The organism is Blastococcus sp. SYSU DS1021 (assembly GCF_054050995.1).
Map to the genome: position 1 here is coordinate 1 of NZ_JBJHAL010000018.1, position 24,718 is coordinate 24,718.

23 protein-coding genes and 1 pseudogene are annotated in these 24,718 nt (G+C 73.7%); 14 read left to right on the top strand and 10 right to left on the bottom strand.

Annotated features, from left to right (window positions below):
• Positions 1 to 551: pseudogene (locus ACI8AP_RS13985) on the top strand (hypothetical protein); the annotation flags it as partial.
• Positions 552 to 602: 51 nt separating this feature from the next.
• Here ACI8AP_RS13985 and ACI8AP_RS13990 read toward each other — a convergent pair.
• A complete protein-coding gene (locus ACI8AP_RS13990) occupies positions 603 to 1,046 on the bottom strand; it encodes a DUF2795 domain-containing protein (protein WP_456589960.1) in 444 nt (147 codons plus the stop codon).
• A gap of 60 nt (positions 1,047 to 1,106) precedes the next feature.
• Complete coding sequence (locus ACI8AP_RS13995; protein WP_456589961.1) at positions 1,107 to 1,316, bottom strand: DUF2945 domain-containing protein; 210 nt, start codon at positions 1,314 to 1,316, stop codon at positions 1,107 to 1,109.
• A gap of 104 nt (positions 1,317 to 1,420) precedes the next feature.
• Between ACI8AP_RS13995 and ACI8AP_RS14000 the strand changes: the two genes are divergently transcribed.
• The 6 genes from ACI8AP_RS14000 to cysD all read left to right on the top strand — a co-directional run bounded on the left by ACI8AP_RS14000 (position 1,421) and on the right by cysD (position 7,031).
• The gene (locus ACI8AP_RS14000; protein WP_456589962.1) at positions 1,421 to 2,215 is read left to right on the top strand and encodes a siderophore-interacting protein; all 795 of its coding nucleotides are present in this window, start codon (positions 1,421 to 1,423) and stop codon (positions 2,213 to 2,215) included.
• An 88-nt stretch (positions 2,216 to 2,303) separates the two neighbouring features.
• Positions 2,304 to 3,068, top strand: a complete 765-nt coding sequence (locus ACI8AP_RS14005) for a response regulator transcription factor (RefSeq protein ID WP_456589963.1) — start codon at positions 2,304 to 2,306, stop codon at positions 3,066 to 3,068.
• A 5-nt stretch (positions 3,069 to 3,073) separates the two neighbouring features.
• Positions 3,074 to 4,552, top strand: a complete 1,479-nt coding sequence (locus ACI8AP_RS14010) for a sensor histidine kinase (protein WP_456589964.1) — start codon at positions 3,074 to 3,076, stop codon at positions 4,550 to 4,552.
• A gap of 22 nt (positions 4,553 to 4,574) precedes the next feature.
• The gene (locus tag ACI8AP_RS14015) at positions 4,575 to 5,297 is read left to right on the top strand and encodes a PaaI family thioesterase (RefSeq protein ID WP_456589965.1); all 723 of its coding nucleotides are present in this window, start codon (positions 4,575 to 4,577) and stop codon (positions 5,295 to 5,297) included.
• Positions 5,288 to 6,037 (top strand): inositol monophosphatase family protein, encoded by a 750-nt coding sequence (locus ACI8AP_RS14020; RefSeq protein ID WP_456589966.1) that lies wholly within the window; start codon positions 5,288 to 5,290, stop codon positions 6,035 to 6,037. The genes ACI8AP_RS14015 and ACI8AP_RS14020 overlap by 10 nt, the downstream gene beginning before the upstream one ends.
• Before the next feature lie 85 nt (positions 6,038 to 6,122).
• Positions 6,123 to 7,031 (top strand): sulfate adenylyltransferase subunit CysD, encoded by a 909-nt coding sequence (cysD, locus tag ACI8AP_RS14025; protein ID WP_456589967.1) that lies wholly within the window; start codon positions 6,123 to 6,125, stop codon positions 7,029 to 7,031.
• Here cysD and ACI8AP_RS14030 read toward each other — a convergent pair.
• Complete coding sequence (locus tag ACI8AP_RS14030; protein ID WP_456589968.1) at positions 7,022 to 7,243, bottom strand: hypothetical protein; 222 nt, start codon at positions 7,241 to 7,243, stop codon at positions 7,022 to 7,024. The genes cysD and ACI8AP_RS14030 overlap by 10 nt on opposite strands.
• A 68-nt stretch (positions 7,244 to 7,311) precedes the next feature.
• Here ACI8AP_RS14030 and ACI8AP_RS14035 point away from each other — a divergent pair, with 68 nt between their 5' ends.
• Positions 7,312 to 8,655: a sulfate adenylyltransferase subunit 1 gene (locus tag ACI8AP_RS14035; RefSeq protein ID WP_456589969.1), complete on the top strand. Its 1,344-nt coding sequence runs from the start codon at positions 7,312 to 7,314 to the stop codon at positions 8,653 to 8,655.
• A 123-nt stretch (positions 8,656 to 8,778) separates the two neighbouring features.
• Here the strand turns inward: ACI8AP_RS14035 and ACI8AP_RS14040 are convergent, their stop codons facing one another.
• From ACI8AP_RS14040 to ACI8AP_RS14050, 3 genes are all read right to left on the bottom strand, one after another.
• A complete protein-coding gene (locus tag ACI8AP_RS14040) occupies positions 8,779 to 10,128 on the bottom strand; it encodes a cytochrome P450 (RefSeq protein WP_456589970.1) in 1,350 nt (449 codons plus the stop codon).
• 91 nt (positions 10,129 to 10,219) lie between these two features.
• Positions 10,220 to 10,384: a hypothetical protein gene (locus ACI8AP_RS14045; protein ID WP_456589971.1), complete on the bottom strand. Its 165-nt coding sequence runs from the start codon at positions 10,382 to 10,384 to the stop codon at positions 10,220 to 10,222.
• 75 nt (positions 10,385 to 10,459) lie between these two features.
• Entirely contained in the window at positions 10,460 to 10,849 is a 390-nt protein-coding gene (locus tag ACI8AP_RS14050) for an ATP-binding protein (protein ID WP_456589972.1), read from the bottom strand.
• A 212-nt stretch (positions 10,850 to 11,061) separates the two neighbouring features.
• Between ACI8AP_RS14050 and ACI8AP_RS14055 the strand changes: the two genes are divergently transcribed.
• On the top strand, positions 11,062 to 11,430 hold the full coding sequence (locus ACI8AP_RS14055) for a hypothetical protein (protein WP_456589973.1): 369 nt from the start codon (positions 11,062 to 11,064) through the stop codon (positions 11,428 to 11,430).
• Positions 11,431 to 11,440: 10 nt separating this feature from the next.
• Here the strand turns inward: ACI8AP_RS14055 and hrpA are convergent, their stop codons facing one another.
• Positions 11,441 to 15,415: an ATP-dependent RNA helicase HrpA gene (gene hrpA, locus ACI8AP_RS14060; RefSeq protein WP_456589974.1), complete on the bottom strand. Its 3,975-nt coding sequence runs from the start codon at positions 15,413 to 15,415 to the stop codon at positions 11,441 to 11,443.
• Between the two features lie 203 nt (positions 15,416 to 15,618).
• On the opposite strand from hrpA, the gene ACI8AP_RS14065 reads away from it, so the two are divergent.
• Both ACI8AP_RS14065 and ACI8AP_RS14070 read left to right on the top strand, forming a co-directional pair.
• Positions 15,619 to 16,158 carry a MarR family winged helix-turn-helix transcriptional regulator gene (locus tag ACI8AP_RS14065; protein WP_456589975.1) on the top strand — a complete coding sequence of 180 codons (540 nt, stop codon included), beginning with the start codon at positions 15,619 to 15,621 and terminating at the stop codon, positions 16,156 to 16,158.
• Positions 16,155 to 17,927, top strand: a complete 1,773-nt coding sequence (locus tag ACI8AP_RS14070; RefSeq protein ID WP_456589976.1) for an MDR family MFS transporter — start codon at positions 16,155 to 16,157, stop codon at positions 17,925 to 17,927. Before ACI8AP_RS14065 ends, ACI8AP_RS14070 begins: the two co-directional genes overlap by 4 nt.
• Positions 17,928 to 18,076: 149 nt before the next feature.
• Here ACI8AP_RS14070 and ACI8AP_RS14075 read toward each other — a convergent pair whose 3' ends face one another.
• Positions 18,077 to 19,246, bottom strand: coding sequence for a zinc-dependent alcohol dehydrogenase (locus ACI8AP_RS14075; protein WP_456589977.1), 1,170 nt, complete (start codon positions 19,244 to 19,246; stop codon positions 18,077 to 18,079).
• Positions 19,243 to 19,698, bottom strand: a complete 456-nt coding sequence (locus ACI8AP_RS14080) for a hypothetical protein (protein ID WP_456589978.1) — start codon at positions 19,696 to 19,698, stop codon at positions 19,243 to 19,245. The genes ACI8AP_RS14075 and ACI8AP_RS14080 overlap by 4 nt, the downstream gene beginning before the upstream one ends.
• Positions 19,699 to 19,809: 111 nt before the next feature.
• On the opposite strand from ACI8AP_RS14080, the gene ACI8AP_RS14085 reads away from it, so the two are divergent.
• The gene (locus ACI8AP_RS14085; RefSeq protein ID WP_456589979.1) at positions 19,810 to 21,603 is read left to right on the top strand and encodes an acyl-CoA dehydrogenase; all 1,794 of its coding nucleotides are present in this window, start codon (positions 19,810 to 19,812) and stop codon (positions 21,601 to 21,603) included.
• Positions 21,604 to 21,672: 69 nt separating this feature from the next.
• Here the strand turns inward: ACI8AP_RS14085 and ACI8AP_RS14090 are convergent, their stop codons facing one another.
• Positions 21,673 to 21,843, bottom strand: a complete 171-nt coding sequence (locus ACI8AP_RS14090; RefSeq protein WP_456589980.1) for a hypothetical protein — start codon at positions 21,841 to 21,843, stop codon at positions 21,673 to 21,675.
• A gap of 192 nt (positions 21,844 to 22,035) precedes the next feature.
• On the opposite strand from ACI8AP_RS14090, the gene ACI8AP_RS14095 reads away from it, so the two are divergent.
• The gene (locus ACI8AP_RS14095; protein ID WP_456589981.1) at positions 22,036 to 23,544 is read left to right on the top strand and encodes an MFS transporter; all 1,509 of its coding nucleotides are present in this window, start codon (positions 22,036 to 22,038) and stop codon (positions 23,542 to 23,544) included.
• A 118-nt stretch (positions 23,545 to 23,662) separates the two neighbouring features.
• Positions 23,663 to 24,703, top strand: a complete 1,041-nt coding sequence (locus tag ACI8AP_RS14100) for a YihY/virulence factor BrkB family protein (protein ID WP_456589982.1) — start codon at positions 23,663 to 23,665, stop codon at positions 24,701 to 24,703.
• Positions 24,704 to 24,718: the final 15 nt, after the last annotated feature.

A 24,718-nucleotide genomic window follows, 5' to 3' on the forward strand; every position in this document is an offset into this window, starting at 1 on the left:
AAGCCGACGACGCCATCGAGGCCATGGGCCACACCCGCGCCAAAGCCGACGACGCCATCGAGGCCATGGGCCACACCCGCGCCAAAGCCGACGACGCCATCGAGGCCATGGGCCACACCCGCGCCAAGGCCGACGACGCCATCGACCGGGTCGCCGGCACCACGGAACGGGCCGACGGCATCGTCGGGCGCGCGGAGGGGCTGGTCGGTCGCGTCGAGCCGCTGCTGACCGACTACGAGCCCGCGCTCACCGCCCTGGCGCCGTCCATCCGGCGACTGGCGGCCGAGTTCGACGCGACGGAGGTGGACGCGCTCATCACGCTCATCGACCGGCTGCCGCAGGTGCTCGGGCACCTCGACGAGCAGGTCCTCCCCGCGCTGGAGGGGCTGGAGAACGTGGGGACCGACGTCCGGGACCTCGTCGACACGGTCCAGGACATGCGGCAGATCGTGAAGGGCTTCCCCGGCTCGAAGCTGTTCCGCCGGCGCGGTGCCGAGGAGATCGCCGACGGCGAGGCGCGGGAGAGAGAGGCGGAGGGCGCCGGCTCCTGAGCCGACGCCCTCCCACCCCGGGCGGTCGAGGCGACCGGAGGGGCGTCCGGGCTAGGCGCCCGGACCGGAGCCGGTCTCGGTGGGGTAGCCCAGCGCGCGGACCACGTCGCCGATCCGCTCGTAGGTCTCCCCCTCGGGCAGTCGCTCCAGCTCGCTGACGACGACGTCGGGGGCCCGGTGGTCGCGGGCCGCCTCGACCAGGTCGGGGCCGGTGCTCGGGAAGTCGGCCCGGTCCAGCCACCGCGCGAGCTCGGCGCGCGCCACGACCGCGTCCTCGGTCATGCCCACGGGGGTGCCACCGACGAGGGTGCCGGCCGGATCGGCGTCGACGTCGGGGTCACCTTCGGCGACCGGCTCGACCTCGCGCCACTCGTGCGACCGGGTGGCCCGCTCGGCCTTCATCATCCCCTGCGTCTCGTGCTCGAGCTCCTCGTCGAGGCGCGGGTTGTGCTTGGTGCTGCGCGAGCCGGCGAACTCGCCTGCGGACTCGGTCACGTGTGCCTCCTGGTGTTGGGGCCCGGCACCGCCGGGCCGTGGATCCGTCCGCGAAGGGGGTCAGGCCTCGTCGAGGGCACCCGGCTTGTGCACCGCGGTGCGCCCGGACTTCTCGCTGCGCACCTCGTACTGCGGGTCGTCCTCGCTGGCGCGCACGGTGCGGCCGGAGGCCTCGGTGTCGGAGGTGATCTTCCGCTCGACCGCGCCCTCCGTCGTCGAGCCGTGGCTCTTCCAGGTGACGTGGTCACCCTTGTCGAACTCGTCGGCCATCGTGGTCTCCGTTCGTCGGACGGTGCTGCCCCTGCCCCTGCCCGCAGCAAGGCCCGGACACACATGCGCAGACCGGGCCGGCCGCCCGCCTAGGCTCGTCGGACGTGACCACCGCGAACGACGCCGCCCTCGTGGACGGCCTGCGCCCGGTCGACGTCCTCACCGTCGTCGCGGTCACCGACGTGACGCCCTCGGTCCGCCGGGTGACCCTCACCGGGACGGCGGAGGCGGTGGCGGCGGCCGGGCCGACGGTGAACCTGCTGGTGCCCCGGGTGGACGACCCGGCTCCCCGCTGGCCGCTGATCCAGCGCGACGGCCGGGTCGTGTGGCCCGACGGCAGCCACGGCGTCGCACTGCGCAGCTACACCGCCCGCCGGCAGGACCCGGCCGCGGGCGAGCTGGACATCGACTTCGTGCTCCACGGCGACGGCCCGGCCGCGTCCTGGGCCGCGGCGGCCCGTCCCGGCGCCCTGCTCGGCGTCGCCGGCGCCGCCTCGCTCGCCGAACGCCCGGCCCGGTGGCTGCTCCTCGCCGCGGACGAGACGGCGCTGCCCGCCGTGAGCCGCATCCTCGCCGCCGCACCGCCGGAGACGACCGGTGTGGCCTATCTCGAGGTGGCCGGACCGGAGGAGGAGCAGCAGCTGGCCGCCCCACCGGGCGTCGACCTGCGCTGGCTGCACCGGGGCGCGACGCCTCCCGGGGAGAGCACGCTGCTCGTCGACGCCGTGGCGGCCCTGGAGCGGCCCCCGGGTGACGACGTCTTCGCCTGGGTGGGCGCCGAGTCGGCCGCCGTGCGGGCCATCCGGGCCGACCTGCGCGGTCGCTGGGGGCTCGGCCGGGCCCAGCACCATGCCATCGGTTACTGGCGGCGCGGCCGGGCGATGGCGCCGGCCGGCTGACCCGTCCGCCGCGTGGCCCGGGTCGGTTCCCAGGAGGTTCACAGGTAGCGTCCAGATCCACCGCAGCCGGCGTCCCCACCCTGGGGGCATGACGACGGCATCGGCGCACGCCACCGGAGGAGCGATGTCCGGCACCCAGCCCACCGGGCGCACGGCGCCGGAGGCCCGCCTGCTCGTGGTCGACGACGAGCCGAACATCCGCGAGCTGCTGTCGGCCAGCCTCCGCTACGCGGGCTTCGAGGTGGCCACCGCCGCCGACGGTCAGCAGGCCCTCGCGCTGGCCGCCTCGTTCCGGCCCGACCTCCTGGTGCTGGACGTCATGATGCCGGGCCTCGACGGCTTCGGTGTCGTGCGGCGCCTCCGGGAGACCGGCCGCCACACCCCGGTGCTCTTCCTCACCGCCCGGGATGCCGCGGAGGACAAGATCTCCGGGCTGACCCTCGGCGGCGACGACTACGTGACCAAGCCGTTCAGCCTGGACGAGGTCGTGGCCCGCATCCGGGCCGTCCTGCGGCGCACGGCGGGAACGCAGCGGGAGGCCGATGCCCCCCGGATGACGTTCGCCGACATCGAGCTGGACGAGGAGACCCACGAGGTCATCAAGGCCGGCGAGGTCATCAGCCTCTCCCCCACCGAATTCAAGCTGCTGCGCTACCTGATGGCCAACGCCGGGCGGGTGCTGTCGAAGGCGCAGATCCTCGACCACGTGTGGAACTACGACTTCAACGGCGAGGCGAACGTCGTGGAGTCCTACATCTCCTACCTACGCCGCAAGATCGACACGACCGAGCCGCGCCTGCTGCAGACGATCCGCGGGGTCGGCTACACCCTGCGGCTGCCGCGCGGCTCCTGACCGCGATGGACGGGCAGGGCCCCGTGCGCGCCGGGGGGCAGCAGATCCCCCTGCGCGTGACCCTGGTCGCGCTCCTGGTCGCCCTCGTCTCGGTCGCGCTCCTGGCCACCGGGGCCGCCGCGACGTCCCTGCTCGCGGACTACCTGCAGGAGCAGCAGGACGACGAGCTGCAGGCCATCGTCGCCAGCAACCAGGGCCCGCGGCTGGTCAGCACCTGCCTCCGGGAGATCTCGGAACCCAGCCCCCTCTACGTCGCCTGCCTCCCGGCGGACAGCGACGAGCCCGTGGTCATCGGGGAGCCGTACGGCCCCGGCGTCCACGAGCTGCCGGAGCTGGACGAGGCGGACGTCGAGGCCCTCCGCGAGGGCGGTCCCGCGATCACGGTCGGCTCCGGCCGGAACGCGTGGCGCATGGCCTCGGGCGAGCTGCCGGGGGGCTACACCCTGGTGGTCGGCGAGGACCAGGGGCGCGACGGAGGGGCGATCTCCCGGCTGATCCGCATCGAGCTGGTCGTGGGTCTGGCGGTGCTGGCGCTGCTGGGCGCCGCCGGCTACGTCCTGGTGCGCAACAGCCTCCGGCCGCTGGCCGAGGTCGAGGAGACCGCCCGGGCCATCGCCGCGGGCGATCTCTCGCGGCGGGTCCCGGTCGGCGACGACCGTACGGAGGTGGGCCGTCTCTCCACGGCGCTCAACGGCATGCTCGCCCGGATCGAGACCGCCTTCCGCGCCCAGCAGGCGTCGGAGGAGCAGGCACGCGGCTCCGAGCAGCGGCTGCGCCGGTTCGTCGCCGACGCCAGCCACGAGCTGCGCACCCCGCTGACCTCCATCCGCGGCTTCGCCGAGCTGTACCGGCAGGGGGCCGTCCGGGAGGAGGCGGACGTCGCCCGGCTGATGCAGCGGATCGAGGCCGAGGGCAGCCGGATGGGACTGCTCGTCGAGGACCTGCTGCTGCTGGCCCGGATGGACCAGCAGCGACCGCTGTCCCTGGCCCCGGTCGACCTGGCCGCGATCGCCGGCGACGCGGTGCACGACGCCCGCGCCGTCCAGCCGGACCGGCCGATCAGCCTGCACCTGGACGAGTCGCTCACCGACGTGCCGGTCGTGCTCGGCGACGAGAGCCGCCTGCGGCAGGTGGTCGGCAACCTCGTCACGAACGCGCTCACGCACACCCCGGCGGGAACCCGCGTGCAGGTCTCCGTGGCACAGGACCCCGCCGACGACGACGTCCTCCTGCTCCGGGTCGCCGACGAGGGCCCGGGCATGGAGCCGGCCGACGCCGAGCGCGCGTTCGAGCGCTTCTACCGGGCCGACGCCTCCCGCACGCGGGCGGCCGGCGGCACCGGCCTCGGGCTGTCGATCGTCGCCTCGCTCGCGGCTGCCCACGGCGGATCCGCCTCGCTGGAGACCGCGCCCGGGGCGGGCCTGGCCGTCACCGTGCGACTGCCCCGCGGTGGCCCGGACGGGGGTGCGACGAGTTCGTCGTGACCCGGCTTGCGACCATCTGGTGGTGACGACGAACGACGGCCACCCGGACACCGCGGCCTCCTACGACCCGGCGCTGATGGCGGCGTCCACCGACCTGGGGGCGGCGATCCGCGAGCTGATCGAGATGTCGGTCACCACGACGGAGCCGGCGACCGAGATCGCGGCCGCGACCGACCTGGTGCGGCAGGCGACCGCCCGCATCGCCGCCTCCCGGCGCCCGGCCTCGGTGCTGCCGGCGCTCGACGACCCGTCCGTGGGCCGACGGGTCTTCAATCCGGTCGTCGGCGCCGGGAACGCCCTCGCGCCGCCGCTCGTGGTGCGCCGGGAGGAGGGCGGTGTGGTCGCCGAGGTCACCCTGGGTGTCGCCTACGAGGGCCCGCCCAGCTACGTGCACGGCGGCATGAGCGCCCTGTTCATGGACCAGCTGCTCGGCAGCGCGGCCGGCGCGGCGGGCCTGTGGGGCATGACCGCGCACCTGGAGCTGGACTACCGCGGCCCGCTGCCGCTGGAGACCCCGCTGGTGCTGCGCGCGTGGGTCGAGAGCACCGAGGGCCGCAAGTCGGTCATCGCCGGCACGATCGCGCTGGCCGCCGAGCCCGGGCAGCCGCTCGTCGAGGCGCGCGGGATCTTCGTCATGCCGCGCCCGGAGAAGGCCCGGGCCTACTTCGGCGCCATCACCGACGTCGCGGGCCGGCACACCCCGCCCCGCCGGCCCGGCGACGCCACCTCGGTCCAGTGGAGCTGACCCCGGGCGGCGACGTCGCGGTCGCGGTGGCGGCCGCCCGCGCCGCGGCCACCGCGCTCCTGCCGCTGCGGACCGGCGGGCCCGGCGGGCGGGCGCTGGGAGACGCCGGGGACGCCGCCGCGCAGCGGGCGATCCTCGCCGTGCTCACCGACGCGCGCCCCGGCGACGCCGTGTTCAGCGAGGAGGCCGTGGACGACCCCCGCCGGCTGACCGCCGACCGCGTCTGGATCGTCGATCCGCTCGACGGCACCCGCGAGTACTCCGATCCCGCCCGGAGCGACTGGGCGGTGCACGTCGCGCTGTGGGCCGGCGGTGACCTGGTGGCGGCGGCCGTGGCGCTGCCGGCGCTCGGCGAGGTGCACGTCACCGACCCCGCACCGGTGCTGCCACCCCGGCCGGCGGGGCCGGTCCGCATCGCCGTCAGCCGCACCCGCCCTCCGGCCGAGGCGCAGGCCGTGGCCGCCGCTCTGGGCGGCGAGCTGGTGCCGATGGGCTCGGCCGGCTACAAGACCCTCGCGGTGGTGCGCGGCGAGGTCGACGCCTACGTGCACGGCGGCGGCATGTACCAGTGGGACTCCGCCGCGCCGGTCGGCGTCGCTCGCGCCGCCGGCCTGGTGACCTGCCGGCTGGACGGGTCGCCGCTGGTCTACAACGCCCCCGACGCCTACCTGCCCGACCTGGTCGTCGCGCGTCCGGAGCTGGCCGACGAGGTCCTGGCTGCGGTCGCCGCCGCCCGATAGCGGACACTGGGCACCAATCCCCACCGATCCGACCGGGTTGCGCCGGTCGGGTCGCCCGACCCCTAGCCCCGTGGAGCACGAGAGCGTGACGACGCCCGACTACCGGCTCAGCCAGCTGGAGACGCTGGAGGCCGAGTCCATCCACGTCATCCGTGAGGTGGTCGCCGAACTGGAGCGGCCGGTGCTGCTGTTCTCCGGCGGCAAGGACTCCATCGTGATGCTGGAGCTGGCCCGCAAGGCGTTCGCGCCGGCGCGCATCCCGTTCCCGGTCATGCACGTGGACACCGGGCTGAACTTCCCGGAGGTCCTGGAGTTCCGCGACCGGAGGGTGGCGGAGCTGGGTGTCCAGCTCGTGGTCGCCTCGGTGCCCGAGGCGATCGCGGCGGGCACGGTGAAGGAGGAGCCCAACGGCTCCCGCAACCGCATCCAGACGCCGGTGCTGCTCGACGCGGTCGAGGAGCACGGGTTCACCGCGCTGTTCGGCGGCGCCCGGCGCGACGAGGACAAGGCCCGCGCCAAGGAGCGGGTGTTCTCCTTCCGCGACGAGTTCGGCCAGTGGGACCCGAAGAACCAGCGGCCCGAGCTCTGGGACCTCTACAACGGCCGGATCCACCTCGGCGAGTCGATCCGGGTGTTCCCGCTGTCGAACTGGACCGAGCTCGACATCTGGCAGTACATCCTCCGCGAGGAGATCGCCATCCCCCCGCTGTACCTCGCGCAGGAGCGGGACGTCGTGGAGCGCCAGGGCATGCTGTACGCGGTCAACCAGTTCATCTCCCCGCGCGAGGGCGAGGAGGTCCAGCGCCGGAGCGTCCGCTACCGCACCGTCGGTGACGCGAACCTGACCGCCGCCGTGCCGTCGACCGCCACCACGGTCGAGGAGGTCATCGCCGAGATCGCGGTGACCCGCATGACCGAGCGCGGCGCCACCCGGGGCGACGACAAGGTCAGCGACGCCGCGATGGAGGACCGCAAGAAGGAGGGCTACTTCTGATGCCCCTCCCGTCCGCGGCGACGCCGGAGCACGAGCAGCACCCGCACCACGGCGGCGAGCAGCACCACGCCCGTCGACCAGCCGGTCACCTCCGGCGTGCTGCCCGGTCGCGCGCCGAGCAGGTCGCAGACCCAGCCCGCCACCGCGAAGCCGACGACGTAGCCGGCGACCACGACGAGCAGCGCCGGTACCGCCGCGACCAGCACGAACACGCTCTGCCTCCCCGGACGACGGACCCCAGCGTCCGCCGCTCCGCCGTCCTCTGCCAGGAGATCTCCCGATGACCGCCGGCTCCGCCGACCAGCCCGGCGTCCACCCCGACGCCCCCATCGACGTCCACTCACCCGCGGCGGAGGCGGCGGCGGAGATCGCCACCGCGCGCAAGGACATCCTGCGCATCGCCACCGCGGGCTCGGTGGACGACGGCAAGAGCACGCTCATCGGCCGCCTGCTCTACGACAGCAAGGCGGTGTTCGAGGACCAGTACGAGGCGGTCGAGCGCGCGAGCAAGGGTGACTACGTCGACCTGGCCCTGCTCACCGACGGCCTGCGCGCCGAGCGCGAGCAGGGCATCACCATCGACGTCGCCTACCGGTACTTCGCCACCCCGCGGCGCACCTTCATCCTGGCCGACACCCCCGGTCACGTGCAGTACACGCGGAACATGGTCACCGGCGCCTCGACCGCCGACCTGGCGATCGTGCTGGTCGATGCGCGCAAGGGCATGCTGGAGCAGAGCCGGCGCCATGCCTTCCTCGCCTCGCTGCTGCGAGTGCCCCACCTGGTCGTCGCGGTCAACAAGATGGATCTCGTCGACTGGTCGGAGGACACCTACGAGGCGATCCGCGACGAGTTCACCGCGTTCGCCGCGAAGCTCGACGTCCCCGACCTCACCGTCGTCCCGATCTCGGCGCTGCACGGCGACAACGTCGTCCGCCGCTCCGAGCACACCCCCTGGTACCAGGGTTCCTCGCTGCTGCACCACCTCGAGCACGTGCACGTGGCGAGCGACCGGAACCTCATCGACGTCCGGTTCCCGGTGCAGTACGTGATCCGCCCGCAGTCGGACGCGCACCACGACTACCGGGGCTACGCCGGGACGGTCGCCAGCGGGGTGCTGCGCCCCGGCGACGAGGTCCAGGTGCTGCCCAGCGGGCTGACGACGACGATCGCCGGCATCGACGGGCCGCGCGGCCCCGTCGAGGAGGCCTTCGCCCCGATGTCGGTGACCGTCCGGCTGGCCGACGACCTGGACGTCTCCCGCGGCGACCTGATCTGCCGGCCCGCGAACGCCCCGCACGTGACGCAGGACCTGGACGCGCTGGTGTGCTGGATGACCGACGAGCCGCTGCGTCCCCGGCAGCGACTGGCCGTCAAGCACACGACCCGCTCGGTGCGCGCGGTGGTCAAGGAGCTGCAGTACCGGCTGGACGTCAACACGCTGCACCGCGAGCAGGGCGCGACCGAGCTCGGCCTCAACGACATCGGCCGGGTGCGGCTGCGCACCACCCAGCCGCTGTTCGTGGACGAGTACAGCCGCAACCGGGTGACCGGCCGGTTCATCCTGGTGGACGAGGCGACCAACGCGACGGTCGGCGCCGGGATGCTGGTCCCCGGCAGCTGAACGGGCGGTCCTGGCTCACCTCGAGGGTCCTGGCTCACCTGCAGGGGTCCTGGCTCACCGTCCACCGTGAGCCAGGACCCTTGTTGATCAGGTGACCTGATCATCCGGGAGCGGAGCGGGCTCCTAGCGCAGGGTCACCGGGAGGACCTCGAAACCGCGGAGGGTCCGCAGGTCGCGGCGCCGCGGACGGCCGGCCACCCGCAGCCGCGGGAAGCGCTCGTCGAGCGCCTGCAACCCGACGGCGCCCTCCAGCCGCGCCAGCCCCGCGCCCAGGCAGTAGTGGATGCCGCCTGAGAAGGCCAGGTGCTCCCGCGCGTTGGCCCGGGTGACGTCGAACCTCGCCGGGTCGGGGAACACCTCGGGGTCGCGGTTGGCCGCCCCCAGCAGCAGCGTCACCCGGGTGCCGGCGGCCACCGTCCGCCCGGCGAGCTCGACCTCCGCGCGCGCCGTCCGGCCGGTCAGCTGCACGGGGCTGTCCAGCCGGAGCACCTCCTCGACGGCGTCGTCCCAGCCTGCGGCGCCGCTGCGGAGGAGCTCCCGCTCGCCGGGGTGCGCGTCGAGCAGCACCACGGCGTTGCCCAGCAGGTTCATCGTGGTCTCGAAGCCGGCGCCGAGCAGGAGCAGCACCGTGGCGTGCAGCTCCCGGTCGGTGAGCGCCTCCTCCGCCGGCAGGGTGACCAGCCCGCTGACCAGGTCGTCGGCCGGGTCGTGGCGCAGCCGCGCGAAGTGCTCCGCCAGGAATCGGTGCATGGCCCGCAGCGCCTTCTCGGCGGCGAGGTAGCGGCGCAGCGGCAGGCCGGGGTCCAGGGTCGCGGCGGCCGCTGCGCCCCACCGCAGGAAGTCCTCCCGGCGCTCGAGAGGCACGCCGAGCAGGTCCGCGATCACCAGCACCGGCAGCTGGGCGGCGTAGGCACCGACGAGGTCGACCGTGCCGTCGCGGCGCGCCAGGTCGTCCAGGAGGCGCTCGGCCGTGCGCCGGATGACCGGCTCGAACGCCGCCGTCGCCCGGGGGGTGAAGGCCCGGCTCACCAGCCGGCGGAACCGGGTGTGGTCGGGTGGGTCGACCACGAGCATGGACGGCGGTTCGGCGACACCGGCCGCCGTGGGGTCGTCGCCGAACTCCAGCGCCCAGCGGATCACCCCGGGGGCGGCCGAACGGTCCCAGCCGACGCCGAACCGGTCGCTGCGCAGGACCTCCTGCGCGACGGGGTGCGACGTCGTCACCAGCCCCAGGCTGCTGCCCGGGAGCGGGCCGCGGGCGCGCAGCTGCTCGTAGAGGTCGTAGGGGTGCTCGCGCAGCGCCGGATCACGCATCAGCCGGCCGACCAGGTCACCGCGGCGCGCACTGCGGGACAGGTAGACCGCCGGCAGGGCGTGCCGGACGGCCCAGCGCACCGCGGTGCGCGCGGGGCGGGCGAGCGGCCCGAGCGCCGCCCCGGAGGGTGCGGGCCGCACCTCGGCTGTGGCGGTCATCACCGAAGTCTGCCAGCGCGGACCCGGCGGCGGAACGCGGCGCCGCCCCCGTCCCGGGAGCGGGACGGGGGCGGTGCGGGACGTCGGGAGGTCAGGCCTCGTCGGTGGGCGCGGGCGCCGCGCCCGGATCGCCGTCCCAGTCCTTGCCCGCCACGTCGGCGTTCTCCGACGCGCTGTCGGTCTGGCCGGCGACGGTCTCGATCATCTCCTCGTCGGAGACTCCCTCACCTGCAGCGTGGGTGTTCGGCTCGCTCATCGCGCAGTCCCTTCCTTCGGCTGGCTTCCCCTCCGCCCGTCCCCGCTCGGCGAGGGCGGCAAACCAGCTGGTGGATCACAGCCGGGGCGGACGCAGCTCGAACCACACCCGCTTGCCGTCGCGGTAGTCCTCGCACCCCCACCGGTCGGCGAGGACCTCCACCATCAGCATCCCCCTCCCGCGGGGTCGGTCCGGGGAGAGCTGCTGGACCGCCGGCCGGACCGGGGAGCAGTCGACGACGGCGAGCCGGAGCCAGTCCTCGGAGTAGGTCGCCTCCACGGTGAGACACGCGCTGCCGCCCACGTGGTCCACGACGTTGGCCACCAGTTCGGTCACCAGGAGGGCCGCGTCGTCGTGGTCCTGGCGGGCGCCCCACGACCGCAGCAGCTCGCGCACCAGCCGCCGGGCCGCCGGGACACTGGCGGCGACCGGGGGGAGGTCGAGGCTGGCGCTGAGCGTGGACATGGAGCGTTCCGTTCTGCCGGCGGGCGGGTGTCGGCGCGGCCGCCCGATGCCGGACTCATCGGCAGTTCGGACGGGGAACTCGACTGTGTTGTGCGCAACTGTCCACTGTCGGGGCGCGGGGCGCAACCCCCCTTGCGCCCCATGCCGGTTGTGTGCGATATATATCCCGCTACAGTTCGCCCGTCCCGTTGCCCGCGTCCGTGAGGAGCAGCATGCCCAGTCCGGACGCAGCACCGGACGAGCCCGCCACGCAGGCGCTCGAAGGCCTGATCGCCTGCATCGACGGCTCGCTCGTAGAGCTGCAACGCGCTCGCGCCCGGGCCGACCGGCTGCTGGTCGAGCGCCGCGCGGGCCGGCCCTGGCTGGAGCTGGTGACGGAGGAGTCCCGCCCGCTGGTCGTCGAGAGGGTCTCCACCGTGCTGACCTCCCTGGCGACGGCCGGCCACACCTGGCGGTGCGAGGAGGCGGCGGCGCTGCAGCGCGAGCAGGTGAGCATCAACCGGATCGCCGCGCTGTTCGGCGTCACCCGCCAGCGCATCTCGGCGCTGCTGAAGGAGAGCGGCGCCGGCGCGGCCGGGTGAGCCCGTCGGACTACCCCAGGATCGCGTCGATCGCCTTGTAGATGCGCTGCTCGGAGACCGGGCGAGGCGTGCCGACGTTCTGGGCGAAGAGAGCAACCCGCAGCTCCTCGATCATCCAGCGCACCCGGACGACCGGGTCGTCCGGCGCCCCGGTCGGCGGGACCTGCCGCCGCAGCTGCTCGTACTCGGCCGTCACCGCGGCCACCTGCTGCATCCACAGCTCGTCGCGCGCCGCGTTCGTCGGCAGCTTCTCGAGCCGGTGTGCCATCGCCGTGAGGTACCGGACGACGTCGGGCAGGCGCCGGCGACCGGTCGCGGCCACGAAGCCGCGGTGCAGCAGACCGGTCATCTGGCGCCGGAGGTCGGCGACCGCCGCGTCGGGCACCCGGCGGCCCGGCGCCGCACCGATCGCCACCGCCACCTCGCGCGCCCGGGTCAGCACGGCCTCGACCCGGCCGACGACGTCGACGGCGAGCGGCTGCAACTGCGCCTTGGCCGTGGTCACCAGTGCCGCGAAGGCCTCCGGTTCCCGCGGAGGGCCGCCCGCCGCGGCGATCAGCTCGTCGGCGGCCGCGTCGACGCAGTCGGCCACGAGGTCGGGGATCTCGCCGTCCGGGTTGAACTGCAGGGCCAGCCGGGTGGCGGGCCGCAGCCCCTTCACCACCTGCTTGACCGGCGAGCCCGCGACCAGGACCAGCAGCCGGCGGGCGCCACGCCAGGTCAGCCGGCTCGCCTCCGCCTCGGTCGGGACCACCCGGACGCCGACCGTCGTCCCCTCGTCCACCAGCGCGGGATAGGCGGTGACGACGTGGTCGCCGCGGCGCACCTCCACGGTGCGCGGCAGCTCACCGAACTGCCACGACGTGCAGCCGGTCCGCTCGAGGTCCGACGCCGCCCGCGCCAGGCTGGCCCGGGCCTGCGGCGCCACCTGGGCCTTGAGCGCCGCGAGGTCCTTGCCGGTCGCCAGCGGCCGCTGCTGGTCGTCGAGCACGCGGAAGGTGGCACGCAGGTGATCGGGCACCTGGTCCGGCTGCCAAGCGTCCGGCGGGATCACCACACCGGCCGTCCGTCGCAGTTCCCGCTCCAGGGCCGGCAACAGGGGCTCGCCGGGGTCGATCCGGGGCAGGACGGCGCGGACCCGGTCGGGGATCGGGACCAGCGCCCGGCGCTGCGGCTTGGGCAGCGTGCGCAGCAGCGCCGTCACCAGCTCCTCGCGCAGCCCCGGCACGGTGAACGCCAGCGATTCGCCCGACGTGCGCTGCGCCACCGAGTCCAGCACGCCCAGCGGCACGTCGACGGTCACGCCGTCCTCGGCGCTGCCGGGGGCGAAGGCGTACGAGAGCGGCAGGGCGAGGCCCTGGGTCAGGCGCACCTCGTCGGGGTAGTCCTCCGGCCGGACCTGCGCCGCCGCGGCGGCGTTGGTGAGCATCTCCGGCGTGAAGGTCAGCAGGTCCGGCTGTTCGTGGCGGGCGCGCTTCCACCAGCGGTCGAAGTGCCGGGTGGAGACGACGTCGGCGGGGATGCGGGCGTCGTACAGCTCGAACAGCGTCTCGTCGTCGACGCCGATGTCGCGCCGGCGGGCCCGCTCCTCCAGCTCCGCGACCCGCTCGATCGCGCGCTGGTTCTCCGCCCAGAAGCGGTGGTGGGTGGTCCACTCCCCCTGGACCAGGGCGTGCCGGATGAACAGCTCGCGGGAGACGACCGGGTCGATGGAGCCGTACTGGACGCGCCGGCCCACGACCAGCGGGAGCCCGTAGAGGGTCACCCGCTCGGTGGCGACGACCGAGCCCCGCTTGGCGTCCCAGCGCGGCTCGGAGTACTGGCGCTTGACCAGGTGGTCGGCGAGCTTCTCGACGGTCTCGGGGTCGATGCGGGCCACCGTGCGGGCGAACAGCCGGCTGGTCTCGACCAGTTCGGCGGCGACGACCCAGCGGGGCGGCTTCTTCGCCAGCGGGGTGCCCGGCGCGATCACGAACCGGGTGTTCCGGGTGCCCAGGTACTCGCGACCGGGGCGCTTGTCACGCTCTGCTTCCTGCCCGCCCCGCCGCCCCTGGCCGTGCTCGACCTGCAGCCCCACGTGGCTGAGCAGCCCGGCGAGCAGGGACGCGTGGATGCCCCGCTCGTCGGGCTCGCCGGCCGGCTCGCCGACCGCCATGCCCAGCCGCCGCGCGGTGCCGCGCAGCTGGCCGTGCAGGTCCTGCCACTCGCGGATGCGGAGATAGTGCAGGAACTCCCGCTTCACGGTCCGGCGGAACTGGTTGCCGGACAGCGCGTCCTGCTGCTCGCCGAGGTAGCGCCACAGGTTGAGCAGGGCCAGGAAGTCGGAGTTCTCGTCGGCGAACCGGGCGTGCATCTGGTCGGCGGCCTGCTGGTGCTCGGCGGGCCGCTCGCGCGGGTCCTGGATGGTCAGGCCGGCGGCGATGACCAGCACCTCGTCGAGGACGCCGCGCCGGTCGGCCTCCACCACCATGCGGGCCATGCGGGGGTCCAGCGGCAGCGCGGCCAGGGCGCGGCCGGTCGGGGTGAGCCTGCCGTGCTCGTCGAGGGCGTGCAGCTCCTCCAGCAGCGCCAGCCCGTCGGCGACGGAGCGGCGGTCGGGCGGGTCGATGAACGGGAACTCGGCGACCTCCCCGAGGTCCAGCGCGGCCATCTGGAGCAGCACGGACGCCAGGTTGGTGCGCAGGATCTCGGGATCGGTGAACTCCGGCCGGGCGAGGAAGTCCTCCTCGCTGTAGAGCCGGATCGCGACGCCCGGGCCGAGCCGCCCGCACCGTCCCGAGCGCTGGCGGGCCGACGCCTGGCTGACCGGCTCGATGGGCAGCCGCTGGACCTTCGTGCGATGGCTGTACCGGGAGATGCGCGCGGTGCCCGGGTCGATCACGTAGCGGATGCCCGGAACCGTCAGTGACGTCTCGGCGACGTTGGTCGAGAGCACGACCCGCCGGCCGGTGTGCGGCTGGAACACCCGGTGCTGCTCGGCGGCCGAGAGCCGGCTGTAGAGCGGCACCACCTCGGTGTTCAGCAGGGCGCGGTCGGCCAGCGCGTCGGCGGTGTCGCGGATCTCCCGCTCGCCGGCGAGGAAGACCAGGATGTCGCCCGGCCCCTCGGCGACCAGCTCGTCGACCGCGTCGAGGATCGCGCTCACCTGGTCGCGGTCCGGATCGGCGTCCGGATCGTCCGGGTCCACCACGGGGCGGTAGCGGACCTCGACCGGGTAGGTGCGGCCACTGACCTCCACCACCGGCGCATCACCGAAGTGCTTCGCGACCCGCTCGACGTCGATCGTCGCGGAGGTGATGACGACCTTCAGGTCGGGCCGCTTCGGCAGCAGCTGGGCGAGGTAGCCCAGCAGGAAGTCGATGTTGAGGCTCCGCTCGTGCGCCTCGTCGATGATGATCGTGTCGTACTGGCGCAGCAGCCGGTCGTGCCCGATCTCGGCCAGCAGCACGCCGTCGGTCATCAGCTTCACCAGCGTCGAGTCCGACACCTGGTCGGCGAAGCGCATCTTGAAGCCGACGACCTCGCCGAGGGGCGTGCCGAGCTCCTCGGCGATCCGCTCGGCCACGCTGCGTGCCGCGATCCGCCGCGGCTGGGTGTGCCCGATCCGGCCTCGCACGCCACGGCCGAGCTCGAGGGCGATCTTGGGCAGCTGGGTGGTCTTCCCCGACCCGGTCTCGCCGGCGACGACCACGACCTGGGCGTCCCGGAGCGCGGCGGCGATGTCCTCGCGCCGGGCGCTGACCGGCAGCTCCTCGGGGTAGCCGATCGCCGGCACGGCGGCCCGCCGCCGTGCGATCCGCTCCTCGGCCGCCGCGACGTCGGCGGCGATGCGCTCCCGCTGCCGGTCGCGCGCCCCCTGGTCCTTCGTCCGGCGCAGCCCGTCCAGCCGGCGGCGCAGCCGGTGCTCGTCGGCGAGAGTCAGGCCGGCGAGGCGCTCCCGGAGATCGTCGCGCGGCGCCCGCTGCTCGGGGTGCACATGGCTCACGGGGGCGCTCGCGTTCCTCTCGGCCGGGACGGGGTACCGGGGCGCCGACCCCGGGACGGGCGGGCCGCCGTCCAGGATCCCACTGCCCGACCGCCCGGCGCGGCGGCGGTGGGGCAGGTCACCGCCCGTGCGGACCGCAACTCGTTGCATGCACCGCACAACGGGTTGTACATTACATCCAATTTCCCCGTTCCTGGAGGCCCATGTCTTCCCCCGCGCGCCCCGGAGCGGCCACCACCCCCACGGGCGGCCGTCCGCAGGTGGAACTGCTCTCCGAGCAGCTGCCCCGGTTCATGCGACTGGTCCAGGCCCTGAAGAACCAGGCCTCCGGCCCGGAGAACCGCGACCGCGCAGCGCTCGTCCTGCTCTTCCCCCTGGTGCGCCTCGGAGCCCTCCGCCAAGGAGCCCTGGCGGACCTGGTGCACGCCGACCCCTCCACGATCAGCCGGCACGTGGCGGCACTGGTGGAGCAGGGGCTGGTGCGCCGGGTCGCCGACGAGAGCGACGGCCGGGCCAGCCTGCTCGTCGTCACCGATGCCGGACGCGCCGCCCTGGAAGCGCTGCACAGCGAGCGGACGGCGCACCTGGCGCGGGTGACCGCGCACTGGGACGAGGCCGACCTCGCCGCCCTGACCACCCTGTTCGGCCGCCTGCTCGACGACATCGCGGCCGACCTGCCCGGAGCCGCCGAGAACGCCGCCGCCTCCACCCCGAGCACCGATCCAGCCGGAGAGACCCGATGAGCCAGACCACCCGCAACGCCGCGGCGGCGCGCCGCAGCGCCCGCGCGGCCGCCGCCGCACCCGATTCCGGCGGGACCTTCAGCCACCGGCAGATCGTCACCATCCTGGTCGGCCTGATGGTCGCGATGTTCCTGGCGGCCCTGGACCAGACCGTCGTGGCCACCGCGATCCGCACGATCGCCGACGACCTGCAGGGCTACGACCTGCAGGCCTGGGCGACGACGGCCTTCCTCATCACCTCGACCATCGCCACGCCGCTCTACGGCAAGCTCTCCGACATCTACGGCCGGCGGCCGTTCTACCTGTTCGCCATCACGATCTTCGTGGTCGGCTCGGCGCTGTGCGGCATCGCCGACACGATGTACCAGCTCGCCGCCTACCGGGCGGTCCAGGGCATCGGCGCCGGTGGCCTGATGTCCCTGGCGCTGGCGATCATCGGCGACATCGTCCCGCCCCGGGAGCGGTCGCGGTACCAGGGCTACTTCATGGCGGTCTTCGGCACCTCGAGCGTGCTCGGCCCGGTCATCGGCGGCTTCTTCGCCGGCCACGACTCGATCCTCGGCGTCGACGGCTGGCGCTGGATCTTCTGGATCAACGTGCCGCTCGGCGTGCTGGCCTTCGCCGCCGTGTGGCGGGTGCTCCACCTCCCGCACGAGCGCCGTGAGCACCGGATCGACTGGCCCGGCGCCCTGGCGCTGGTCACCTTCCTCGTCCCCCTGCTGATCGTCGCCGAGCAGGGCCGCACCTGGGGCTGGACCTCCTCGGCGGCCGTCACCTGCTATGTGATCGGCGCCGTCGGCTTCGTGCTGTTCCTCCTGGCCGAGCGCGCGTACGGGGACGACGCCCTGCTGCCCCTGCGGCTGTTCGGCAACCGCAGCTTCGCGGTGAGCGGTGTGGGCAGCGTGGTCATGGGTGCCGGGATGTTCGGCGGCCTGCTGCTGCTGCCGCAGTACCTGCAGATCGTGCAGGGTTCCAGCGCCACGGTGGCGGGGCTGCAGATGATCCCCCTCGTCGGCGGGATCATGGTCGGCGCGATGAGCTCCGGCATCGCCATCTCCAGGACCGGCAAGTACAAGGTCTTCCCGCTCGTCGGGATCGCCCTCATGGTGACCGCGCTGCTGGCGATGTCCTTCCTCGTCGAGGCCGACACCTCCATCTGGTCCCTGGTCCCGTTCATGGTGCTGCTGGGCCTGGGGCTGGGCTTCAACTTCCAGCCGGTCATCCTCGCCGTCCAGAACGCCGTCTCCCCCCGGGAGATGGGCGTGGCCACCTCCTCGGTCACGTTCTTCCGCCAGATGGGCGGCACGATCGGGACGGCGGCCTTCCTGTCGATCCTGTTCACCCGGCTGCCCCGGGACATCGACGCCGCCGTGCAGGACACCGTGCGGGCCAACCCGGAGCTGGCCCCGCAGTTCCAGCAGCTGGACGCCGGCGGCGGAGCAGCGCTGGACGACACCTCCTTCATCCAGGAGCTCCCGGCCGCCCTGGCCCAGCCCTTCAAGGTCGGCTTCTCGAACTCGATCGACCTGGTGTTCCTCATCGCCGCCTGCGTCGTGGCGGTCGGGTTCTTCGTGTTCCTCTTCCTGCCCCAACTGGCGCTGAGCACCAAGTCGGGCATCCAGGCCCGCCAGGGCGAGGCGGCCGGCACGGCGACCAGCGACCCCGGAGATGCCGCGGAGGAGGCGACCGAGGCCGTGGGCGCGGCCGCGCCGACGTCGGTCCCGCCGCCGGTGGGCCAGCCCGGCGACCGGCCCGACGCCCGGCGCTGACCGCGACCGCCGACGACCCCTTCCCGCACCGCGGGAGGGGGTCGTCACGCATCGGGCGGGCAGCAGCCCTACGGCGGTGACCCGCGGGCGGACATCCCGGCGGGCAGGATGTCCGCCTCGGGGTCAATGCCGGGCTGCGCCGCCCGCGGTCAGGGCAGGAAGACCGCGCGCACGCAGCCGTCCTCCTTCTCCTTGAACAGCCGGTAGCCCTCCGGCGCCTCGGTCAGCGGCATGACGTGGGTGGCCAGGTGCTCGGTGACCAGCTCCCCGGCCTCCATCCGGCGCAGCAGCTCCGGGATGTAGCGCTGGGCGTGGACCTGGGCGCCGCGGATCGTGAGGCCCTTGTTCATGGCCGCTCCCAGGGGGAACTTGTCCACCATCGCGGCGAAGACCCCGAGGGTGAAGACCGTGCCGCCCTTCCGGCACGCCATGATCGCCTCGCGCACCGCGGTCGGCCGGTCGGTCTGCAGCCGCAGCTGCTGCTTGACCTGGTCGTAGATGCCGGGCGCTCCCGGGGCGTGCGCCTCCATCCCCACGGCCTCGATGCAGACGTCCGGGCCTCGCCCGCCGGTGCGCTCGCGCAGCTCCGCGACGACGTCGGTGGTCGTGTAGTCCACGGCCTCGGCGCCCACGTGGTCGCGCACCTGCGCGAGCCGCTCGGGGATCCGGTCGATCACCACGACCTGCTCGGCACCCAGCAGCATCGCCGCGCGGGCGGCCATCTGACCGACGCCGCCGGCCCCCCAGACCGCGACGACGTCACCGGGCTTCGTCCCAGCCAGGTCGGCGCCCATCCAGCCGGTCGATGCGGCGTCGGAGGCGAACAGCGCCCGGGTGTCGGAGACCCCGTCGGGGACGACGAAGGTGCCGACGTCGGCGTAGGGCACCCGCATGAACTCCGCGTGGCTGCCGGCGTACCCGCCCATCGCGTGCGAGTAGCCGAAGCACCCGCCGGGGCTCTGGCCCCACAGCCCCTCGGTGATCCCCGGGTTCGCGTTGCCGTTGTCGCAGAGCGAGTACAGCTCCTGCTTGCAGTACCAGCAGCTGCCGCAGGCCGCGAACGGCGCGACGACGACGCGGTCGCCGACCTTGCGGTTCTGGACCTCCTTGCCGACCTCGACGACCTCGCCGATGAACTCGTGGCCCAGCACGTCACCGGCGCGCATGAACGGGATGTAGCCGCCGATCAGGTGCAGGTCGGAGCCGCAGGTGACCGACTGGCTGATCTTCAGGATCACGTCGTGGTCGTTGAGGAGCTGCGGCTCGGGGACGTCCTCCACCGACACCTCGTTGACCCCGGTCCACGTCGCGGCCTTCACAGCACACCCTCCTTCGCAGCCGATCCCGTCATGCCCTCCAGGGCCGCGCCCTGGGGGGTCGGCTTGCGGAAGCCGTGCGGCTGCGGGTCCACGCGCAGCACCTCACCGGTCTCCAGCCGCTGCTTCGCCTCGCGCAGCGCGGCGCGCAGCTCGCCGATCTCGTCGTCGGTCGGCGTCTCCTTGAAGCGGGCCGCGAGCTCGGTCCCCCTGTCCCCGGGGGCTGCGGCGATGCGCACCTCGACCCGGTCGCCGAAGCGGTCCAGCGGGGGCGGCGGCGACGCCGGCGAACCGACCTGGTCAGGCGCCTTCAGCACGGTGACCGCCCGCCAGCGGCGGGCGGCGGTCGCCGGGTCGTCGGTCACCGACGCCTGCCCCACGCCCGGGATGCGGACGTGCTGCAGGGTGCTCAGCAGCGCGCCTCCGGCGCGGCTGACGATGGCGGGTAGCTCCATGGCTCCTCCTCGGTCGACGACGGTCCCGACCTACCCGCACATGCCGCCGGGGCAACCGGCCTAGTGTGAGGTGGTTCGCACCGCCCCGGAGACCCGCGCCCTGGAGACCTCGTGCCGTCGTCGCTGATCCTGTCCCGCCGTGACCTGGACTTCCTGCTGAACGAGTGGCTCGACGTCGAGTCGCTCACCAAGCGGTCACGCTTCACCGAGCACTCGCGAGAGACCTTCGACGCGGTGCTCGACCTGGCCGAGCAGATCGCCACCGAGCACTTCGCCCCGCACAACCGCAAGGCCGACGAGAACGAGCCGCGGTTCGTCGACGGCAAGGTCGAGCTGATCCCGGAGGTCGCCGAGGCGCTCCAGGTCTTCGCCGAGGCCGGGCTGATGGCCGGCGAGTTCGACGAGGAGTTCGGCGGCATGCAGCTGCCGCACGTGGTCGGGCAGGCCGTCTTCGCGTGGTTCAAGGCGGCCAACGTGGGCACGTCGGCCTACCCGTTCCTCACGATGGGCAACGCGCGCCTGCTGCTGGCCCACGGCAGCCGGGAGCAGATCGACACCTACGTGGCCCCGGAGATCGAGGGCCGCTGGTTCGGCACCATGGCGCTGTCCGAGCCGCAGGCCGGCTCCTCGCTGGCCGACATCACCACCCGGGCGGTGCCGCAGGACGACGGCACCTACCGGCTCACCGGCAACAAGATGTGGATCTCCGGTGGCGACCACGAGCTCACCGAGAACATCGTCCACCTGGTGCTGGCCAAGATCCCCGGCGGCCCGCCCGGGGTTAAGGGCATCTCGCTGTTCATCGTCCCGAAGTTCCTGGTGAACGAGGACGGCTCGTTGGGCGAGCGCAACGACGTCGTCCTGGCCGGGCTCAACCACAAGATGGGCTACCGGGGGACGACGAACACGCTGCTCAACTTCGGCGAGGGCGTGCACAGGCCGGGCGGGCAGCCCGGCGCCGTCGGCTACCTGGTCGGTGAGCCGCACAAGGGCCTCACCTACATGTTCCACATGATGAACGAGGCCCGGATCGGCGTCGGAATGGGCGCGACCGTGCTCGGCTATACCGGTTACCTGCACGCGCTCGAGTACGCGCGCACCCGCACGCAGGGGCGGCCGGCGGGCGCGAAGGACCCGGCCTCGCCGATGGTGCCGATCATCGAGCACGCCGACGTCCGCCGGATGCTGCTGGCCGCGAAGTCCTACGCCGAGGGCGGCCTGGCCCTGGGCCTGTACTGCGCGCGCCTGGTCGACGAGGAGCAGACCGCGGAGACCCAGGAGGAGCGGGAGCGAGCGCACCTCCTGCTCGACATGCTCACCCCGGTCGCCAAGGCGTGGCCCTCGCAGTGGGGGCTGGCCGCCAACGACCTGGCCATCCAGGTGCACGGCGGCTACGGGTACACGCGGGACTACCCGGTGGAGCAGTTCTACCGGGACAACCGGCTCAACCCGATCCACGAGGGCACCCAGGGCATCCAGTCCCTCGACCTGCTCGGCCGCAAGGTCGTCATGCAGGGCGGGGCGGGGCTCGCCCTGCTGGGCGAGACGATCGCCGCGACCACCGCCCGCGCCGCCGGCACGCAGTGGGCCGGCTTCGCCGCGGACCTGGACGCCGCGGTCGCCCGGATGGGAGCGGTCACCGCCACCCTCTGGGGCACCGGCGACCCCGACCTGGCCCTGGCCAACTCCCACGTCTACCTGGAGGCGGCGGGCCACATCGTGGTCGCGTGGCTGTGGCTGGAGCAGGCGCTGGCCGCCGAGGCCGGCACCACCGACTTCCACGAGGGCAAGCGCGCCGCGGCCCGCTACTTCTGGCGCTGGGAGCTGCCCCGCACCCGGGGCTGGTTCGACCTGCTGGAGTCGCTGGACCGCACGGTGCTGGACGCCCGCGACGCCTGGTTCTGAGACGCGACGACGGCGCCCCGCCGCTCCGGGTGGAGCGGCGGGGCGCCGTCGTTCGCTGTGCTGCGGGGGTCAGGCTCGTGCGGCCCCCACGGGCTCGGAGCCGGAGCGCCGGGCGTTCGCGGCACCGCGGGCCGCCCGCTGCTCCTGCTCGTACCGGGCGGTGGACTGGGTGCCCATCGCGATGACCAGGGCCGTCAGGACGAAGAACCCCAGCAGGGTCACGGCCGGCCACAACATCATCAGATCGCTCTCCTCGCAGAACTCGCGGATGCCACCACCGGGTCAGGGACGGCGGCACGTCGTCGGGGCTCACTGTCCCCCGCTCGAACCCGTCTCAATCGTCGGTTCCGGGAGTTCACCTGGCCGGGTGTGATCCGATGCACAACCGTTACGCGCGCCGAGCGGGGAACCGCGGCGTGGTTGCATCACAGCGTGTCCGAACCCACAGCAGCTCCGGCGGCCGGCACCGGTTCCGGCACCCGTCCCGTGGCGTTGGTCGTGGCCCTCTCCCTGGGCGTCACCACGCTGTCGCTGCTGCAGAGCCTGGTCGTGCCGGCGCTGGGACGGATCGAGGAGCAGCTCGGGGTCTCAGCCGGGGCCGCTGGCTGGGTGCTCACCGCCAACCTGCTCGCCGCCGCCGTCCTGACCCCGGTGCTCGGCCGGCTCGGCGACCTGAAGGGCGAGCGCCCCGTCATCCTCGGCATCCTGGTCGCGGTCGTGCTGGGCACCCTGCTGATCGTCCTGACGGAGTCCCTGCCGCTGCTGCTGGCCGGCCGGGTCCTGCAGGGGGCGTCCTACGGCCTCTTCCCCCTGTCGATCAGCGTCCTGCGACGGGAGCTCCCCGAGGCCCGGCTGAGCGTGGCGATGTCGGTGGTCAGCAGCACGCTCGCGGTGGGCGGCGTCGTCGGCCTGGTCGCCACCGGGCTGATCACCGGCGACGACGGCGACTACCGGCACGCCTTCTGGCTGGGGCTGGGCATCGCCCTCGTCGCCCTGCTGCTCGCCGCCTGGCTGCTCCCCCGCCGCCGGGTCTCGGCGAGCGGCCGGGTCGACTGGTGGGGCGCCCTGGTGCTGGGCTTGGGCCTGGTGCTCCTTCTCCTGCCCCTCTCCCAGGGGCACACCTGGGGTTGGGCCTCACCGGGCACGCTCGGCTGCCTCGCCGGCTCGGGCGTCGTCCTGACCGCGTGGGTGGCGCTGCAGCGGCGCACCGCCGAACCGCTGGTGCGCCCGTCCATGCTCGCCGACCGGCGCACCCTCGTCCCGAACGTGGCCGGCCTCATGAGCGGGATCGCGCTGTTCGCCTCCTTCCTCGCCGTCCTGCAGTACGTGCAGGCCGACCCGGAGGTCACCGGGTACGGCTTCGACGCGAGCGTGCTGGAGGCAGCAGTGGTCTACCTGCTGCCCGGCGGGGTGGTCGGCATCCTGCTCGCGCCCTTCGCGGGCCGGGTCGTCCACCGCCTGGGCGGCCTGCCCACCCTGACCGCCGGCGCCTCGTGCGGGGTCGCCGGCTTCGCCCTGCTCGCCGGGGCACGCGGCGAACCGTGGCTGGTGATCGTCGCCGGCCTGCTCACCCAGGTCTCGGTCACCGTGGCCTACGCGGCGCTGCCCGCGCTCGTCGTCGACGCGGTCCGGGAGGAGGAGACCGGGGTGGCGAACGCGGTGAACTCGATCGCCCGCTCGGTCGGGCAGGCGCTGGGCAGCACGCTCGCCGTCACGCTGATCGCGGGCAGCATCGACGCCGCCACCGGGTTGCCGCGGACCATCGCCTTCACGCTGGTCGCGCTCATCGGCGTCGGCGCCTCGGTCGTGGTCGTGCTCGTCGCGCTGCTCGGCATGCTCGCCGACCGCCGCGGCGGGCGAGGCCGCCGCGATCCGCTGGCGGAGGTGGAACAGGCCACCGCCGGGGCGGGCGAGTGGTCACCGGTGTCCGGGGTGCGCTGACCGGGGCACGGGCGCCGGTGAGAGGTGTGGCCGGACCGTTACCGGCGCGTCCGGCATGGAACGAGTTCGTCCGGGGCATCGACAGGCGCGACCGCCCGCGTCCCAGGAGGACTTCTTCATGGCCCGACCCACCGGCTCGTCCAGCCGCACCAAGGCTGAGACGCGCTTCACCGACAACCGCGCCGGCGGCGATCCCGCGCCGCAGGACGACAACATCAGCGGCACGCGGGCCGATTACGCGCCCACCGGCGCCGATCCGAAGCCCACGACGGGCGGCACGCTCAAGCGCGCGGCCAAGGAGTTCAGCGAGGACAACCTCACCGACTGGGCCGCCGCGCTGACCTACTACGGGGTGCTGGCGCTGTTCCCCGCGCTCGCCGCCCTGGCCGCCGTCGTGGGTCTGTTCACCAGCCCGCAGCAGCTCACCGACGCGTTGACGCAGGTCGTCCCGCAGTCCGCGGCCGAGACCATCAGACCGGCCATCGAGGACATCGCCGGCAACACCGCGCCCCTGGGCTTCGCCCTCGTCCTCGGTCTCCTCGGTTCGCTGTGGACGGCCTCCGGTTACGTCGGCGCCTTCACCCGCGCGGCGAACGTCGTCTACGAGACGCGCGAGGGGCGCAAGGTCTGGAAGCTCAAGCCGCTGCAGATCCTGATCACCTTGGTCGGCATCCTGTTCGCGGCGCTGCTCGTCGCCATGCTGGTGCTCAGCGGCCCGGTGGTCGACGCGGTCGGCCAGGCGATCGGCCTGGGTGACACCGTCCTGACCGTCTGGAGCTGGGCCAAGTGGCCGGTCATGCTGGTGATCCTGGCGCTGATGATCGCGGTGCTCTACTACTCGACGCCGAACGCCAAGCTGCGCGGCTTCAAGTTCATCAGCCCCGGGGCCGGCGTCGCCATCCTGGTGGCGGTCGTCGCGTCGGCCGCGTTCGCCTTCTACGTGGCGAACTTCGGCAGCTACAACGCCACCTACGGGGCGCTCGCGGGCGTCGTGATCTTCCTGATCTGGTTCTGGCTGATCAACGTCTCGCTGCTCTTCGGCATCGAGCTCGACGCCGAGATGGAGCGCACCAAGGAGCTGAAGGAGGGCGTGCCGCGGGCGGAGAAGGAGATCCAGCTCGACGCCCGGGACGAGCCCGACGACAAGCAGACGACCTGACCGGACTGCCCGAGT